Origin of the sequence: Bradyrhizobium sp. WBAH42, assembly GCF_024585265.1 — a bacterium.
Taxonomy (GTDB): domain Bacteria; phylum Pseudomonadota; class Alphaproteobacteria; order Rhizobiales; family Xanthobacteraceae; genus Bradyrhizobium.
This window is the reverse complement of sequence record NZ_CP036533.1, coordinates 7,670,295-7,685,317: the sequence shown is the minus strand read 5'-3', so window position 1 is coordinate 7,685,317 and position 15,023 is coordinate 7,670,295. Positions and strand designations below refer to the sequence as shown.

At 59.8% G+C, this 15,023-nt stretch carries 8 protein-coding genes and 1 pseudogene; 7 read left to right on the top strand and 2 right to left on the bottom strand.

Features of this window, described 5'->3' with window-relative positions:
* Positions 1 to 1,142 precede the first annotated feature (1,142 nt).
* Complete coding sequence (locus DCG74_RS36155; protein WP_246709083.1) at positions 1,143 to 3,146, top strand: NEL-type E3 ubiquitin ligase domain-containing protein; 2,004 nt, start codon at positions 1,143 to 1,145, stop codon at positions 3,144 to 3,146.
* Positions 3,147 to 3,918: 772 nt separating this feature from the next.
* Here the strand turns inward: DCG74_RS36155 and DCG74_RS36150 are convergent.
* Complete coding sequence (locus DCG74_RS36150; protein ID WP_172789396.1) at positions 3,919 to 6,129, bottom strand: hypothetical protein; 2,211 nt, start codon at positions 6,127 to 6,129, stop codon at positions 3,919 to 3,921.
* A 1,173-nt stretch (positions 6,130 to 7,302) separates the two neighbouring features.
* On the opposite strand from DCG74_RS36150, the gene DCG74_RS36145 reads away from it, so the two are divergent.
* The 5 genes and pseudogenes from DCG74_RS36145 to DCG74_RS36120 all read left to right on the top strand — a co-directional run bounded on the left by DCG74_RS36145 (position 7,303) and on the right by DCG74_RS36120 (position 11,863).
* Positions 7,303 to 7,671, top strand: a complete 369-nt coding sequence (locus DCG74_RS36145) for a hypothetical protein (RefSeq protein WP_257187492.1) — start codon at positions 7,303 to 7,305, stop codon at positions 7,669 to 7,671.
* Positions 7,668 to 7,874 carry a hypothetical protein gene (locus tag DCG74_RS36140; RefSeq protein ID WP_175421778.1) on the top strand — a complete coding sequence of 69 codons (207 nt, stop codon included), beginning with the start codon at positions 7,668 to 7,670 and terminating at the stop codon, positions 7,872 to 7,874. Before DCG74_RS36145 ends, DCG74_RS36140 begins: the two co-directional genes overlap by 4 nt.
* Positions 7,875 to 7,877: 3 nt before the next feature.
* Positions 7,878 to 8,416: pseudogene (locus DCG74_RS36135) on the top strand (AAA family ATPase); the annotation flags it as partial.
* Positions 8,417 to 9,817: 1,401 nt separating this feature from the next.
* Entirely contained in the window at positions 9,818 to 11,101 is a 1,284-nt protein-coding gene (locus DCG74_RS36125) for a cystathionine gamma-synthase family protein (RefSeq protein WP_172789395.1), read from the top strand.
* Positions 11,102 to 11,317: 216 nt separating this feature from the next.
* Entirely contained in the window at positions 11,318 to 11,863 is a 546-nt protein-coding gene (locus tag DCG74_RS36120) for a recombinase family protein (protein WP_172789394.1), read from the top strand.
* 381 nt (positions 11,864 to 12,244) lie between these two features.
* Here the strand turns inward: DCG74_RS36120 and DCG74_RS36115 are convergent, their stop codons facing one another.
* Positions 12,245 to 13,480, bottom strand: a complete 1,236-nt coding sequence (locus DCG74_RS36115) for a cytochrome P450 (protein WP_172789393.1) — start codon at positions 13,478 to 13,480, stop codon at positions 12,245 to 12,247.
* A 1,352-nt stretch (positions 13,481 to 14,832) separates the two neighbouring features.
* Here DCG74_RS36115 and DCG74_RS36110 point away from each other — a divergent pair.
* Positions 14,833 to 14,967: a hypothetical protein gene (locus DCG74_RS36110; RefSeq protein WP_257187491.1), complete on the top strand. Its 135-nt coding sequence runs from the start codon at positions 14,833 to 14,835 to the stop codon at positions 14,965 to 14,967.
* The last annotated feature ends 56 nt before the right edge of the window (positions 14,968 to 15,023 follow it).

Genomic DNA, 15,023 nt, shown 5'->3' with positions numbered 1-15,023 from the left:
GCAGCAAAAGGAGGCACCACCGCCGTTGCAAGCGCGAGTGCGCTCGCGGTCACTAACACAGATTTTTTCATTCGAGACATCGCTTCCTTAGGTTAGCCCCAGCCGCTCTCGACGGTCTATATGACGACGCTCCAAATCGTAAAATTGATTTTCTCGATCAGATCTATCGACCGAACGGATGAGTTCGGGCATCACCGTATCGCTCTGTCTACTCGCTCGGCACCTGCAGACCCGCTTTATGATCGAACGCTCGGCGTGCCTGCGTCCGTGCATTTCCGGGAGCACCCGACAAGAGAGTGTTGTTGAATCTGAGTCGTATCGTCCGGATCAGGCCACAGTCGGTTGCATGGTGTCGACACATGTGTCCGAACGCACTTGCGTCACAATTGGTCGCGTAATTGTTCGTCACCAAGAGAGAGGACCGCGAAAGCCGCTTACCAATTCTCTGGTTCGGCTGCGCTGCAGGCCACAAGGCAAGGCTTCGACGCAGTCGACCGCGGGGCATGTTAGGCACCGAGCACGACGACATTCCGGGCCAGAACGTGCCATTGGCCGCGATATGCGTCGACGCAGGCCCTTTCCCGATCCTGTAAGACTAGTCAGGCGAGGAGCGAAGAGGCGAGGGTGACGATGAGCGCATTTCGGCTGAACTCATCTCAGCCATTGGCAGCAGGCATCTAGCACAGCTGCAAGGGCTCTAGCGATGAGACTAGTCAGCTTCTCGACAGCTCAATGTCCTAGGTTGAAAACACCTCGAACCAGACAACAAGGCTCGACCTTGATCAGCTCAACCTGGAAGAGGAGAAGCAGCCGATCCCCCTCAAGATGGCAAGCCTTTCGAGGATTAGATCCGTGCGGGCATCTCGCCGTCTTTGGTGCGCCGAATCGACCAGCATGTTCGGCCCTCCAGGTTGGGCCGCGCTCCATGATTGCCCGCTTCTTCTTGGATATCCTCACAATGAAAGAGTGGCTTTGTGGAGGCGGCGCTCCAGCGCATTTTCTTCATTTTGCATAGGGGGCGACAACAATGAATACAGATCAGACGCAGCTTGACAGCGACGGCTTTTTCTCAGTTTCCGGCTCCGAAGCGTCCCAATCCGAGGCCTCAGAACACTCCCGTTGCGGCGCATTGGGATGAGGCTTTGACGGACGCGCGGCCGTCCGCTCCCACTGCGGCAGGGCCGCAGGGCCAGGTTGTGGACGCGCGGGCGGCTGATGAGGGGCAAGACGAAGACGAGAACCGCCAAACCGCCATTACCCAAACGAGAGCTTTGTCGAATGGTAGTGCGGCGCTAAATCTCTCCTCCCTCTCCCTGACCGCATTGTCCGCTGCCCTCCCGCCCGAGCTTCAGGTCTTTACCGCGAGAGACAATCAATTGGCGAGCTTGCCTGCACTTCCTGAGGGCCTCCGCGTGCTCAATGCAGCGCGCAATCTGCTGACCAGCCTGCCGGCCGACCTGCCATCCCGGCTCCGGTCCCTGATCATCGGCGAAAACTCACTGACAAGTCTGCCTGCCCTGCCGGCAACCCTTCGGGAACTCAGCGCTTACAGCAACCACCTAACCAGCTTGCCTGCGCTTCCAGCCGGGCTGCGGAGCCTGGTCGTCGAGAATAATCAATTGACCAGTCTGCCTGCTCTTCCAACAACGCTTGAGGAGCTCTACGGTGCAAGCAACCACCTGACCAGCTTGCCCGATCTTCCAGCCGGGCTGCGGAGCCTGGTCGTCGATAATAATCAATTGACCATCCTGCCCGCTCTTCCAGCAACGATTGAGGAGCTCCATGCTGCAGGCAACCAGCTGACCAGCTTGCCTGACCTTCCAGCCGGGCTTCAGAACCTGGACGCCGGTGACAATCAACTGGCCAATCTGCCCGCGCTTCCGTCAACGCTCCGGGATCTTGTCGCGCCAAGCAACCAGCTTACCAGCCTGCCCGATCTTCCAGCCAGCATTGAAAGCCTGGTTCTCGATTCCAATCAGCTGACCGAACTGCCTGAGCCGCTCCCGTCGGCGATCGAATTGTTAACGGCCAGCGACAATCAACTGGTCCGGCTGCCGGAACTCCCCGCTTCCCTCGAAGTACTTGATGTTAGCAATAATCGGCTGACGGACGTACCGGCGAGCCTTCTGCAGCTAGCCAGCGATGCGGCCCTCGATTTGACTGACAATCCGCTGCAGGAGGGGGTTCAGAGCAATCTACTGAGAGCAAGGAGTGCTGCGGACTATGCCGGCCCGCGAATCCTTTTCTCCTTGAGCGAAGACACAATGGAACCTACGCCCCGGCCGCTGCACGAGGTTGTCGCAAACTGGTTTGGGCACGACCTAGCCATGATCGCAACATGGCAAAGCTTCGCCGACGAGCCTGGCGTGCGGGACTACGCTCGTTTCCTCGACCGGCTTGCCGGCACCGTGAACTACGGCAATAGCGAATTCCGGCAAGCCGTGGTCGAGGATCTGCGGCAGGCAGCGGCAAGGCCTCGACTGCGGGAGTTGTTTTTCCAGTTGGCCTCCGATGCATGCGCGAGCTGTCAGGATCGGATCACTTTGGCCTGGAACGGGATGCAGACTGCACGTCTGAACGCCGACATCGAGGACGGCCTGTACGACGATCGGCTCGCCGAGTTGCTCCAGCATGCGCGCGTCATGTTCCGGTTGGAGGCGCTAGACGGAATAGCGCGCCAGGAGGTCAATGTCCTTCGTCACTCCAGACCGGTCGACGAGACCGAAGTCTATCTCGCCTACCAGACCCAATTGCGCGATCCACTGGAGCTGCGACACGTCGCCCCCGACATGCGCTTTTTTTCCGTCTCTGGCGTCACCCGCGACGACGTTGAGAGGGCCCTGGCAACGGTGCGGCAGCAGGAAAGGATAGGTTTTGCGGACTATCTAGCGACGCGCTGGCAACCTTGGGAATCGGTGCTGAGGCGCATTGCCCCCGAAGAGCACGCAGCAATGGACGATCGGCTCATCGATGCGATGGGCGAGGAGTTTCAAATTCGGCTGAACCAACGGCTCGCCGAAGTGAGTCTTGCGGGCGATGCTGACGCCGAGCGGATAATCGGACCTCAAATCGTCAACGAGATCGCCCGCGAGATCAAAATCGAGGTGATGCACCGGGTGCTTAGGGCGCACGGCATCGAGCTGTAAGAGATCGGGCAGATCCGTCATACCGATTGCGGTCGTGAGCTCGTGGCCATCACTCAATTGCCCAAAGCTGATCGAGCGAGAGCCTGCTCTTCCCGCCGATGCCAACGTTGCTAAGCTCGTGGGCGACTGAAAAACCAGGGAAATGACTGACCATACGCCGGTCTACTGAAATTGCCTCCGCGCCTCGCCATTGCAGTTGAAACGAAGAAGCTCCGACTTACTCGAGCGCTCAATGAACAACGACAAGCCCCAGCATCTTTTGGGGGCCAAGGAGGCGCGATGCTGGGGCCGTCGTAGCCTAATGCAAGAGCGGCAAATAGGCCGCGTTGTTGTGCGCCGCCCGATTTGATTCGTCAAAGCGGCCGGGACGCTCAGCTCCCGTACATCCAGACCATCCGCGGTCGGTTGAAGCTCGCGGGCAGAGTTTGCGCGCCAGTTCGCCGCGGGCAGGCAGGTGAAAGCACTGTGACATCCGGGCGTATCGCCGCCGGCATCAGGTATCTTTCCCGCCTGCAATCGTCAGCGGCCCAGCTTCTCGCCTGAGCGCCGAAGTTCGCCACCGCAGGAAATGGCAGCTTGCTTGTGCGACGACCGACCATCGTCCGGATCGCCAGCCGATAACCCTCCCGTAAGCAGTGTTCTCTCCCGGGCTCCATCCTTGTGTAAGCTGGACCCCGACGAGGCTCGGCGCAGCTCAGGCGATCCGCCGAGCCGGTCCGAAAGGCATGAACTCTGACGCCGAACGGCTCACCGGCGCAAGACAACCAGCTCACTAGATCCCCAGTCGAGCCATCTGAGCTGAAGCGTGCTCGGGGTCGGGAAGGGGCTGCCACGGCTGGCCAGCGGCGGTGCTCAACAAGGACCTACAGAACGCAGGAGTGAGCTTGCCGCGGTGGATCACGACGTTCTCGTGCCCCTCGGCGGCTCGAGCGTTCTGCCAGTGCTGATTGTAGCCGCGCTGCTCGTCAGACTTCACGTGGCAAGCGGCGAATTCGCGATCGCCCAGCGTTGCCAATTGCCAGGCATGTACCGGCCGCTTGGTATGGATGTGTACCCACATCGGCCTTGGCGTCGCGCCATTGCTCAGCGCCATGGGCTGTAGCTTGATTTCGAACAGCGTCCCTGGCTCTCCCTTCAAGGCGCGAGGTGGATCCACTGACGCCAGTTCCCCCGCTGCCCGTAACTGTACAAGGTATTTCTGTGATGGAAACGCATAGGTCTTCATGCAATCGCTCGTGATTGCTGCCTTTCGCGCGCTCAATGACTTTGCCTGCCCCTGAACCTCGGACCCCATCCTTTGAAGCCGGACTATCTTTTCGTGCACTTCGGGCACCTGCGCAGCCGTGAGCAGGCCCCGTCGGCGAGGCTCCTCCAGCGCGACTACACAGGCCTCAATCTCGGAGGACTGCGTCTGCAAGCGCTTGATCACGCGATTCAGGACATGTTCGGCGTCCTCGGGCTTCATCTGGCGCGCTTGCGAGACGGCGCTTTGCTGTGCCCGCAGATCGAACTGCAGCAGCTCGTCCAATCGCTCAAGTAATCCCGGCAGTGCTTTCCTGGAGGGCGGAGCCTGCCACATCTGGAGGTGATCGGTCGCAGCGGATGACGCAGCTGCCTCCTCCGGCGTGGCGAGTTTCTTCGTACCGAGATCCGAGAGCACGATGACCTTGCCCGTCGCGGCCCCGGCGGCATCGGGCCAGGCGAGTGGAGCGGGCGGGCTGGCCGTCGAACTCCCCTCGCCCGCGGCTGCTCCGCGCCTTGCTTTGCCCTTTCTGCGTACTGGAGTGCCTTCACCCCCCAGCGCAGTGTTTTCTGGCAGCGCAGCCCAAGCCGGCGGTTCAATCGTCACTTCCGTCTTTGGCTGCAATGCCAGCAGCCGCATGACGTCGTTCGCCGTCACCCAAGCACTGTCCACGATCTCGCCCAGCAACTGCAAAGCAAGGTCAGCTTCCGTTCCAGCCTCCCTCAGGGCGTCAAGCATGCCCCTCAGTTGGGATGCAAATTCCGAAAGCCGTTCCATGACGCCTTCCAGAACGGCGCGGTGCTCGGCGTCGAGCACCGCTCCTCCGCGAACGGCCTCGCCCGTCGAAATAAATGCCGGAAAAACATCATCAACAAAGGTCCCGAGCAGACGCACCTGCCCGCTCTCGTCCATGAGGGCGGCTCGCACGTCAGGTGCTAACGTGCTCGCTCGCGACTCAATCAAGAGTCGCGCTAGAGCGATCCGCGATTGCAGATACATGCACCCGGTATTGAGCGCCCAGCCCGTATTGAGCCTGAGTTGGGCCTCTTCGGCCTTGCGCATCTCAGGCGTGCTGCTTGGCAAGTGGGCGGTAGCCGCACAGACTGACTGCATCCGCTCGAAGCGCAGCGCCTTCTTTCCCCAGCAGTCCATGCAGGCAACATACTGGTTCGCGACGCCCGCAACGACGCGGCTCAGCTGGTCGGGCGAAGCGGTGTCTTTGACCTTGTCGAGCAGGGCTTCTGCTTTCTTTCTCTTGTTCTCAAGTGGGTAAAGAATCCGGGTGGCCACTTCGTTACATTGGTTGCCCGCATCCAGCGTGTCGTCGCGGAGCCGGCGAGCCTGATCGTCGGGCAGGATACGACGCGCCAAATTGGCAGGCAGATTCGCGTAATACTCCAGAACTGTCGAGCCTGCTTCGACCACTCGATCGATCAGCTCTTGCGCCTGTTCCAAGTTGCAGCGTTGCGTGGCCGCTCGACGGCAAGTTTCAAACTTCTCAAGCAGGCTGTCCAAATTTCGCTTTGCTGCCTTGATCTCATTGCGCGTTGGCGCCGCCACATCTGAAGCCGCAGTTCTGTCTTGAGGCCCAGAGCGCATCCGCTCCAGGACGGCATCGAAGGATTGACCGCGTTCCCCAGGGAAGAGACCAGGCCCCAGGCTCGAACGGCTCAATTCCCCGGCGCTGTCCGCTCCCGCCGCCTCACCCTGTGATAGATCAGCTCGGCCAATACCTTTCATACTTCATCTCCGAATAGTCGAGAGTGCGCAGCCTATCTGGATAGGCCGCCTAGCTGACGACTAGCTGACCAAGAGCATTCATCGGGATGCACAAGAAATAAGATCTCGCCTTGAGTTCCACTTCAATCGCAGCTTGGTCGTGTTGCTGAACTAGCGCATCAGTGCCGGTGTGATCAGCTGAGACGTGACCGGCGCCCGACCTGCCCTACCCACGGGATAGTCCCAGCCCGAACGCCTTGGCTCTGTGCACGCGAGCTGGGCCAAGTCATCCCAAACGCTATAGAGCAGCCAGGAGGGCGCTCGCCTCCTGACGGCCGATTTTTGGCCAAGCAGAAATGGCCAGCGTATGTCGATCGGCAGACCTGCGCTCGCAACACGCATCCCGCTATCCAGTAAACAGACTTCGACCGAAGAGCTTACCAAGTCACCAGCCATACACGGGTGTGGCGAGACGCCGGAGGCGATCAGCAACAACATTTTGCCCGTCCGAACTGAGCAGAATCAACGTTGCGCAACTCCCCTCAAACTATATCTCGCCAGAGCCGGGCCGCCGCTCAGGCCGGTCAAATCACACTCATAGGAAGGTGGCAGCAAGCGTACCGAGCAACCGAGCGTCACCCCGATCAGCGGATTGGGTGTCCGCACGTCTGCTCCGCTACCAGAAGAGCTCCCACTATTTCGCAGCAATGATCCAGATGTTCTTCAGATGCATGTCGCGAAGCGCTTATCTGAATATGAGGTAGATGCCCCGAAGGGTATCAGGAGAAACTTCGGCCACAGGTAATGCCAAACTACTGCCGGTCTTCCCCAGGGACCTTGAGGTAATCAACTCGGGGAATATCCAAACCGCTTCTCTAAGGAGGCTCGCTGCAACCCGCTACAATCTTCAGCATCAATTCATCGGTGCACTGGAGAGCCTGCTTGGCAGGTACAAGCCGGCTATCGAGGGGACGGTGAACATCGGCGTGTTGCACCCCAACCTCGGCGGTGCGCTAGGCCACGACCTCTATTCTCCCTGCGCCATTGCTGATCTGACCGCCACGGGCTTTCGCAATTGGGCGGTCGGCCATGTACACATGCGTTCGGCCGTCGAAGGGGCGTGGGCCATTGTGATGCCGGGCACGCCCGCAGGGCCGGGACATCAGCGAGGCTGGCCCGAAATCCGTGACGCTTGTGACCATCGAGGACGATCGCTCGATTCACATCGAAGAGCGCACCACCAGCATCTCGCAGTTCGAGCGCGTTCTGGTGGATGCGAACGGAATAGAAGACTGGCGCGAACTAGTGTCTGCCATATCGCGTGCCTTAGAAAGGAAGCGCAGCGGGGTTAGTTCAGATCATCTCGTCGCGCGCGTTAGGATAGAGGGACTAACTCCGTTCGCTTGGCGGATTCGCCGGGACACGGATCTGCTGAAGGCGGAGGTGGACGACAGGGCCTCGGTCATCGGGATCTGCTGGGTTGACAAGCTGGAGATCCTCTGCCGTCCGACCGACCGGTCGGAGGAGCCATCCGAGGACCGCTTTTCGAGCTCCACCGCGTGATCGAGGAGGACATACTCGCCTCCGACGCCTTTCAGAACGAACTCGTTGGCATGACTGAGGAGATAAGAGCGCAGCTCCCCCCGGAAATCCGCGACACCTTCGGGGTTGACGAGGTGTCGTTTCGGGAGGCGCTCACGCGCATGGGGCGTGACGGAGCGGAAAGCGTGATGGCGCGCCTTCAGCCTGACGGACAGGGCGGCTAAGACATGCGCCTGCGCAGCCTCGACCTTACCCGGTACGGGAAATTCGCCGACCACAGTATCGATTTCGGCGAGCGGCCCACCGATCAGCCGGACCTACATGTCATCTACGAACCGAACGAGGCTGGCAAATCGACCGCCTTCACTGCGTCTCTCGATTTGTTGTTCGGAATTGCGACGCAGAGTCCGTTCGCTTTTTTCCATCCCTTTTCCACCATGCGGATTGGCGGAACACTGGAGTTCGGTGCCGAAAAGCGGGACTTCGCGCGAATCAAACTTCCGCACAACAGCCTGCTTGACGCCGATGATCGCCCTATCCCGGAAAGCGCAATTCGCGGCGAATCAGGGGCATCGACCGTGACGCCTATCGCACCATGTTCTCGCTCGACGACGAGACGCTCGAGAAGGGTGGCGAAAGCATTCTAGCAAGTAAGGGCGATCTCGGACAATTGCTGTTTTCTGCGAGCGCAGGACTTGCTCATCTCAGCCAAAGGCCCATCGATCTCAGGAGCGAGGCAGATGGCTTCTACAGATTGCGGGCACGCAGCGGCGCGCTCGTTGACCTCAAGACGCGGCTCGTGGAGCTGAAGGCAGAGCGGGAGAAATTCGACCCTCCGGCCTCGGATCACGGGCGGCTCGTTGAAGCTAGGGATCGGTCCAAGGCGCATTACGATGAGGCCGTCTCCCAACGCACCCGCACTCGTGACGCATTGACGAGATCCGGCGCCATCTCGTCGCAATGCCACGGCTTGTGGCACTGCGCGGCATCCGCGAGCGCCTCGCTCCGCTTGCGGATGTACCCGAGGCCCCACCTGGCTGGAGGAGTGAGGTGCCCGGTTGCAGAGGGAGGAGATCGAGCTCGGCGTCCAGATGGACGCCATCAACGACGAAGTCGGCCGGCTTGCTGAAGAGATCGCCCGATCGTGGTGAACGAGGCTGCCCTGCGGCCCGCCGAACGCATGGAAACGGCTCGCTGAACTGCGAGCACGCCATGTGACTGCGGAGAAGGATGTTCCCGAGAGGCGGCTGCAACTTCGTTAGGTCGACCGCGCCATTTCGGTAATCCTGCAAAGGGTCTTTTCAAGGGTTAATTTGCCGACGGCCGCACCGCTATCGCGCCGTCGAGACCGGCACCGATTGCCCGACGCGCAACTATTACGGTGACAATCTGCTGGGATACCTCATCAGCCTGAACTTGAAGCGTTGAGACCTCGCCGAGAGGCCGCGCGCGATGTGTGCGGCGCGGGCAGTCTAACAGTTCAGGGAGCGACAGGGGGCGGCCGCGCAGACCAAGGGGGCGGTGGCACGGCGAGGAAAAGATCAGGCGCCTCCACGCGGATACGTCCCTGTCTTATGGTGATCGCGCCGAAATGGTCGCGCAGCTTCAGGCAGGCGCAACCATCACCGCCTTTCCAATTCTGAGTCGCGACTCGTGATAGCTTCTTCGTCAGCTTACCGACAGGTAAATGCTTCAGAGGTTACAACGTATCGTACGTGGATTGGGTCTACTCAGTCCTGGCAAGGGAGTATGGAATGCATCGTTTTGAGGCATGACAGATTTTGCGCGGTCGAGGATGCCAAGCGAGAATTAGGTGCCGAGGTCCGTAAGGAAATTGCCCGCGAGATCAAGGGCGCTCTAAGGGATAGGGTACTCAATGATTACCGCCTCAGGCTGTGAAGCAGCCTTTGACTGCAGGAGGCTGAAAATTCGCATGAGACGTAGCGCTGTACTGCGGAGCGCCGGCTTAGAGACCGCATTGGTCAGGTGAGCGGCTAACATTCGTGCAAGTAGCGGTGAGAGTGGAACGCTCTTCCCGATGCCACAACTGCGCGAAAACCGCCGGAAAACAAGGATTCCAAAAAGGCCGGGGTCAATTTCGTGACCACCGCCGTTTACCACAGATAGGCGCGCAACGCGCGGTAAGCATCAGAACAGCCAGGCAGCCATGGTAAAACCGTTCCCGTCGAAGACTCACATCGGCAATCATATGCTGCATCCGGAAACCCTGATGCTGACCTATGGCTATGATCCGCAATTGTCGGAGGGCGCCATCAAGACGCCGGTGTTCCTGACCTCCACCTTCGTGTTCAAGACTGCCGAGGACGGGCAGGATTTCTTCGATTACGTGGCCGGCCGGCGCGAGCCGCCGGAAGGCATGGGCGCGGGCCTGGTCTATTCGCGCTTCAATCATCCCAACAGCGAGATCGTCGAGGACAGGCTCGCGATCTACGAGCGCACGGAGAGTTGCGCGCTGTTCTCATCCGGCATGGCGGCCATCGCAACCACGATCCTGGCCTTCGTTCGCCCCGGCGATATCATCCTGCACTCGCAGCCGCTCTATGGCGGGACGGAGACCCTGCTGACGAACACGCTCGCGCGTCTGTCGATTGGCGCCGTCGGCTTTGCCGACGGCATCGACGAGACGGCGGTCAAGCAGGCCTCGGAAGAGGCCATGCGCAAGGGGCGGGTTTCGATGATCCTGATCGAGACGCCCGCCAATCCGACCAACGGCCTCGTCGACATCGCCATGATTCGCCGCATTGCCGATGCCATCGGCAAGGCGCAGGGACACACGCCGATAATCGCCTGCGACAACACGCTGCTCGGGCCGGTGTTTCAGCGGCCGATCGAGCATGGCGCGGATGTTTCGCTGTATTCGCTGACGAAATATGTCGGCGGCCATTCCGACCTGATCGCGGGCGCCGCGCTCGGATCGAAAGCGATCATGAAGGGCATCAAGGCGCTGCGCGGCGCCATAGGCACCCAGCTCGATCCGCATTCCTGCTGGATGATCAACCGCTCGCTCGAGACGCTCAGCCTGCGGATGGAGAAAGCCGATGCGAATGCGCGGCTCGTGGCGGACTTCCTGCGCGATCACCCGAAGGTCGCCAAGGTGCACTACCTCGGTCATCACGAGCAGGGCTCGCTCTCGGGGCGCGTGTTCGCGCGGCAATGCCTCGGCGCCGGGTCGACTTTCTCGTTCGACATCGTCGGCGGCAAGGAGGCGGCGGTGAAATTCCTCAACGCCCTGCAGATTCTCAAGCTGGCGGTCAGCCTCGGCGGCACGGAATCGCTCGCAAGCCTGCCCGCGACCATGACCCATTCCGGCGTTCCCGCCGACATCCGCCAAAAAATCGGCGTGCTCGATTCCACGATCCGGCTCTCGATCGGCATCGAGAACCCGTCGGACCTGATCGCCGATCTCGCGCAGGCGCTGAACGCCGCTTGAGCGCGGGAATCAACGCGGATTGGACTGCGGCACGCTGACATGATCGCCGCCGCGACCTCATTGCTCTGCGCGCACGAGAGCTGCCGCACGAGGCAGACGTAATAGCCCTTGCTCGATGCGTTCAGCAGGAAATCGCCAGCAGGCCGTCAATCTCACTCGACTTCGAGCCATTCGGAGACGGCGCGACCCGTGCGCCAGTTACAATGCACAAAAGATATGAACGAAGGTAGCGCCCAAAATCGTCTCGTTGGATACGCCCGTGTCAGCACCACAGGGCAGACCCTCGACGGCCAGCTGGCCCAGTTGAAGGCAGCGGGGTGCGATCCGATTTTCAAGGACACAGCCGGTGGTGCCCACGTCGATCGCAAAGAGCTGCAGCGCATGCTTGCCAAGTTGGAGCCTGGCGACGCGGTGACGGTCACTCGCATCGACCGCTTGGTGCGGTCTCTCTTCGATCTGTTTGCAATTGTTCAGCTCATCAACGATAGCGGCGCCGTGTTCCCCTCTATCGCGGAGCCTTGGGCCGATACAGGCACCAGCACCGGCCGCATGATGCTGGCCGTCATGGCGGGCATGGCCGACGCGGAGCGCGACCTGATCCGCACCCGAACGGCGGAAGGCAGAGCCAGGGCGACCGCCCGAGGCCAGCACATGGGCCGCCCGCCGAAGCTCACGCCGGAACAGAAGCGCGAGGCCTTGGTCCGCCGAGAAGCTGGCGAGGCCCTGGCCGAGATCGGCCGCAGCTACAACGTCAACCGGTGACCATCACGAGGCTCAAACCATGACCGGCTTCGAAATTGCTGGCGCGGTTCTTAAGCCGGTCTACTAAATGTTTCAGATCGTTCGCGGCCTTTTAACCGGCAGGAACGATGCCGGCGTCCACGGTTCCGGCTATCCAAGTCAACCCGGAGACGCGGCATCGGAGTTGCCGTTCAGGCCTTTTCGGCATCTCAGGCGTTTGCAAGTCGAGACGTGCGCCTGACATGTCGCTTCTCAGGGGGTCTTCAAGCGTCTGCCCGGTCGATGAGTAGCCTATTGCAAATGCTTCGCGTTGATCGAGCCATCTGCACAGCTTGAACAAGATAGTTCAGATCAATCCACCCCGACCGCGCACCGGCGGCCGGGGACTGGCGCGACCAGGGCCTACGCTTCAATCCGCACGGGGAGAGCCGAATAGCCGTGCACAAAGCTAGATGCAATTCGCTCGGGTTCGTCGACGATCACGATCTCCAGTCTCGCATCCAAAATCTCTTCCCAGAGGACTCTCAACTGCAGTTCCGCAAGGTGTCGACCAAGACAGCGATGGATTCCGAATCCGAACGAGAGGTGCTGCCGTACATTCTTCCGGTCGATCATGAAACGGTTGGCGTTCTCAATGATCTCTTCGTCTCTGTTGCCGGAGATGTACCACATGACGACCTTGTCGCCTTTCCGGATCTGTTTTCCGCCTACGATGCTGTCGACCGCGGCAGTGCGGCGCATATGCGCGATCGGTGTCTGGTATCGGATAATCTCGGACACGGCGCTCGAGACCAGCTTGGGGTTGTCGGCTAGTTTTCGCAGTTCGGAGGGGTACTGGCTCATGAACAGGAGGCCACCGGTAATCGAGTTGCGCGTTGTATCATTTCCCCCAACGATCAACAGAATCAGATTCCCGAGAAACTCACTCGGCTTCATATGGCGTGTGGCGGGCGAATGCGCCATCAAGGAAATCAGGTCGAGGCGCGGCTCGGCATTAATGCGCTCGTTCCAAAGCCCTGTGAAATAGTCCAGACATTCTGATAAGATTGTGCTTCGCTGGTCCCAGCTGTCGATCGCATGGCCTGCTTTTGGAGTCGTAACAGCTACGTCTGACCAATAGGTCAGTAGTCGCCGGTCCTCAAATGGGAAGTCGAAGAGCGTAGCGAGCATTTGCGTCGTCAACTCTATCGAGACCATGTCTACCCAATTGAAGGCTTCATTGCGCGGCAAGCCATCGAGAATCGCCCTGACCCGAGAGCGTATCAAGGTTTCGAGCTTCGTCAGGCTTTCCGGTCCGACGATCGGGCTCACGGTATTGCGCTGCTCGGTGTGCTTGGGAGGCCCCATCTTGATGAAACTCTGGGTCCAGTGCTTATCAGGCACGTCGACAATAGTGACACCTTGCTCTGATGAGAATGCTTTGTGGTTTGTGTCTACCGCTACGATGTCCCGATACTTCGTCACGGACCAATATGGGCCATGAGGGCTGTCTTTGCAGTAGTGAACGGGATCTTCTCTTCGCAGCCGGTCAAAGAAACCCCATATGCTGTCGTCTTGAAAGCGCCTGCCTTCGCTTACATCCAACTCGCTCAGCGGGATAATGTCATCTGCTTCATGATCTTCTGATCGCCTGCTCATGATCATCTCCGCAGATTTTGCTCCCGAGAGGTTACAGATCTAGGGTCACGATTCACCGTTTCGAGCTGCCGTGAGCGTTTGGCTGCGACGGGCCGCCCAACCAGACTATCTCAAAGCGCGGCTGGCCTAGCCCTACCATGTCGGGCAGTAAGGATCGCATTGACTTTCCGACCCGATCTACTCAATCAGTGAGAGCTGTCACCACGAGTTGGACGAGGGCTGCGCGGAAGCCAACATCCAATCGAATACACACTCCCAAGCTAGCCAGCCTTTTTGCGACCTCTCACTGTCGTTTCGAGCCCAGGGAGACCGATTGAGGCGGCTCGGCTCGGCAGTCTGCCGCCCATCTGGTGATCTTGGCCGAGGCACCCCAAGGCGGCGAAGCTGGAGGCGGCAATCTTTCCATCGCTTGGATAGTAGTTCCCGAATTGGGGGGTCCTGTGGGGTAACCTGAGAAAGAGGAGGGTGCGAGGAGGCTCTGAAATGCGGACGCGAGCAGGTGCAGGTAAGGTCCGCAGGTCGGCAAGTTGAGCGCCGGTGAGGCTTCAAACCTGATGCGGTGTCCGGCCTCTGGAAGGCTCGGACACTGTAAAATGGAGGCTGAAGCCTTGCACCGAAACGCTGCAGAAACCGTTTCGGTCGGGGAACGCGGGAGGCGGGGCAAATCGGAGCAACCGCGCAGGACGGAGCGCCGTCCCGATTAGTCGCCGAAGCCAAACGCCTTCGCGACAAGGTCGAACAGCAAAACCTGGGGCAGCCCGCCCGAGGCAAATGTGCGAACAGCACGTCAGTGTGAGATCGGCGCTAAAATGCGCCGATACGCTGAGATCTCCCGCCCCATGATCAAGTCGAGACCTTTTCCCGCCTAGATAGATGTGTTAGGTTATCCTCTCTTTAATAGTGGAGGAAGTGATGAGCCATGACCGGATCGTTACGGCGGCCATCATCGCCATTGGCGCCCTCAACACGGTGCTCGCAGCGATAGCGCTCTTGTCGTTCTGAGCAGCGCAATCTTCTCATGCGACAAGAGGCCATCTCAATTGGCGGCTTCTTTCATTCACACAGCGTATGGCCCGATCGCGTATACGGAACGCGGTCTCCGTTTGGTCCGCTCCGTGGCGTCAAGCATCATGCAGCCCTATCTTCTTTTCAGTCCGCCGGTTCGAAATCGTGAGTGGGTCATCCGGTACTGGGTCTAGCGGCTTCGGGGTACCTGTCCACCGCACCCCTTAAGAGAGTAGTTACCACTCACTGTCACCATTTCCATATTCGTTCGCCATTGGCGGCAGCCAATCTGAGAACATCTAATTTTTCGACACGCCCGGTTGGCGGTCTCTTTCAGGAGAGGCCCAATGTTCAAGGGCTTCACGGTGGCAGTTGCGGCGCTGGTTTTCACAACGCAACTGGATCAATTCCTCACGCACGGTCGGTACACCGACGCGGCGATCGCTATGCTCCGGCACATCAGGCATGCGTTTGGCTTTTGAGAAACCGGAGCGCGTGATGAAAGCATATCATGGGCTGATCTCGATTCGGAGGAGCA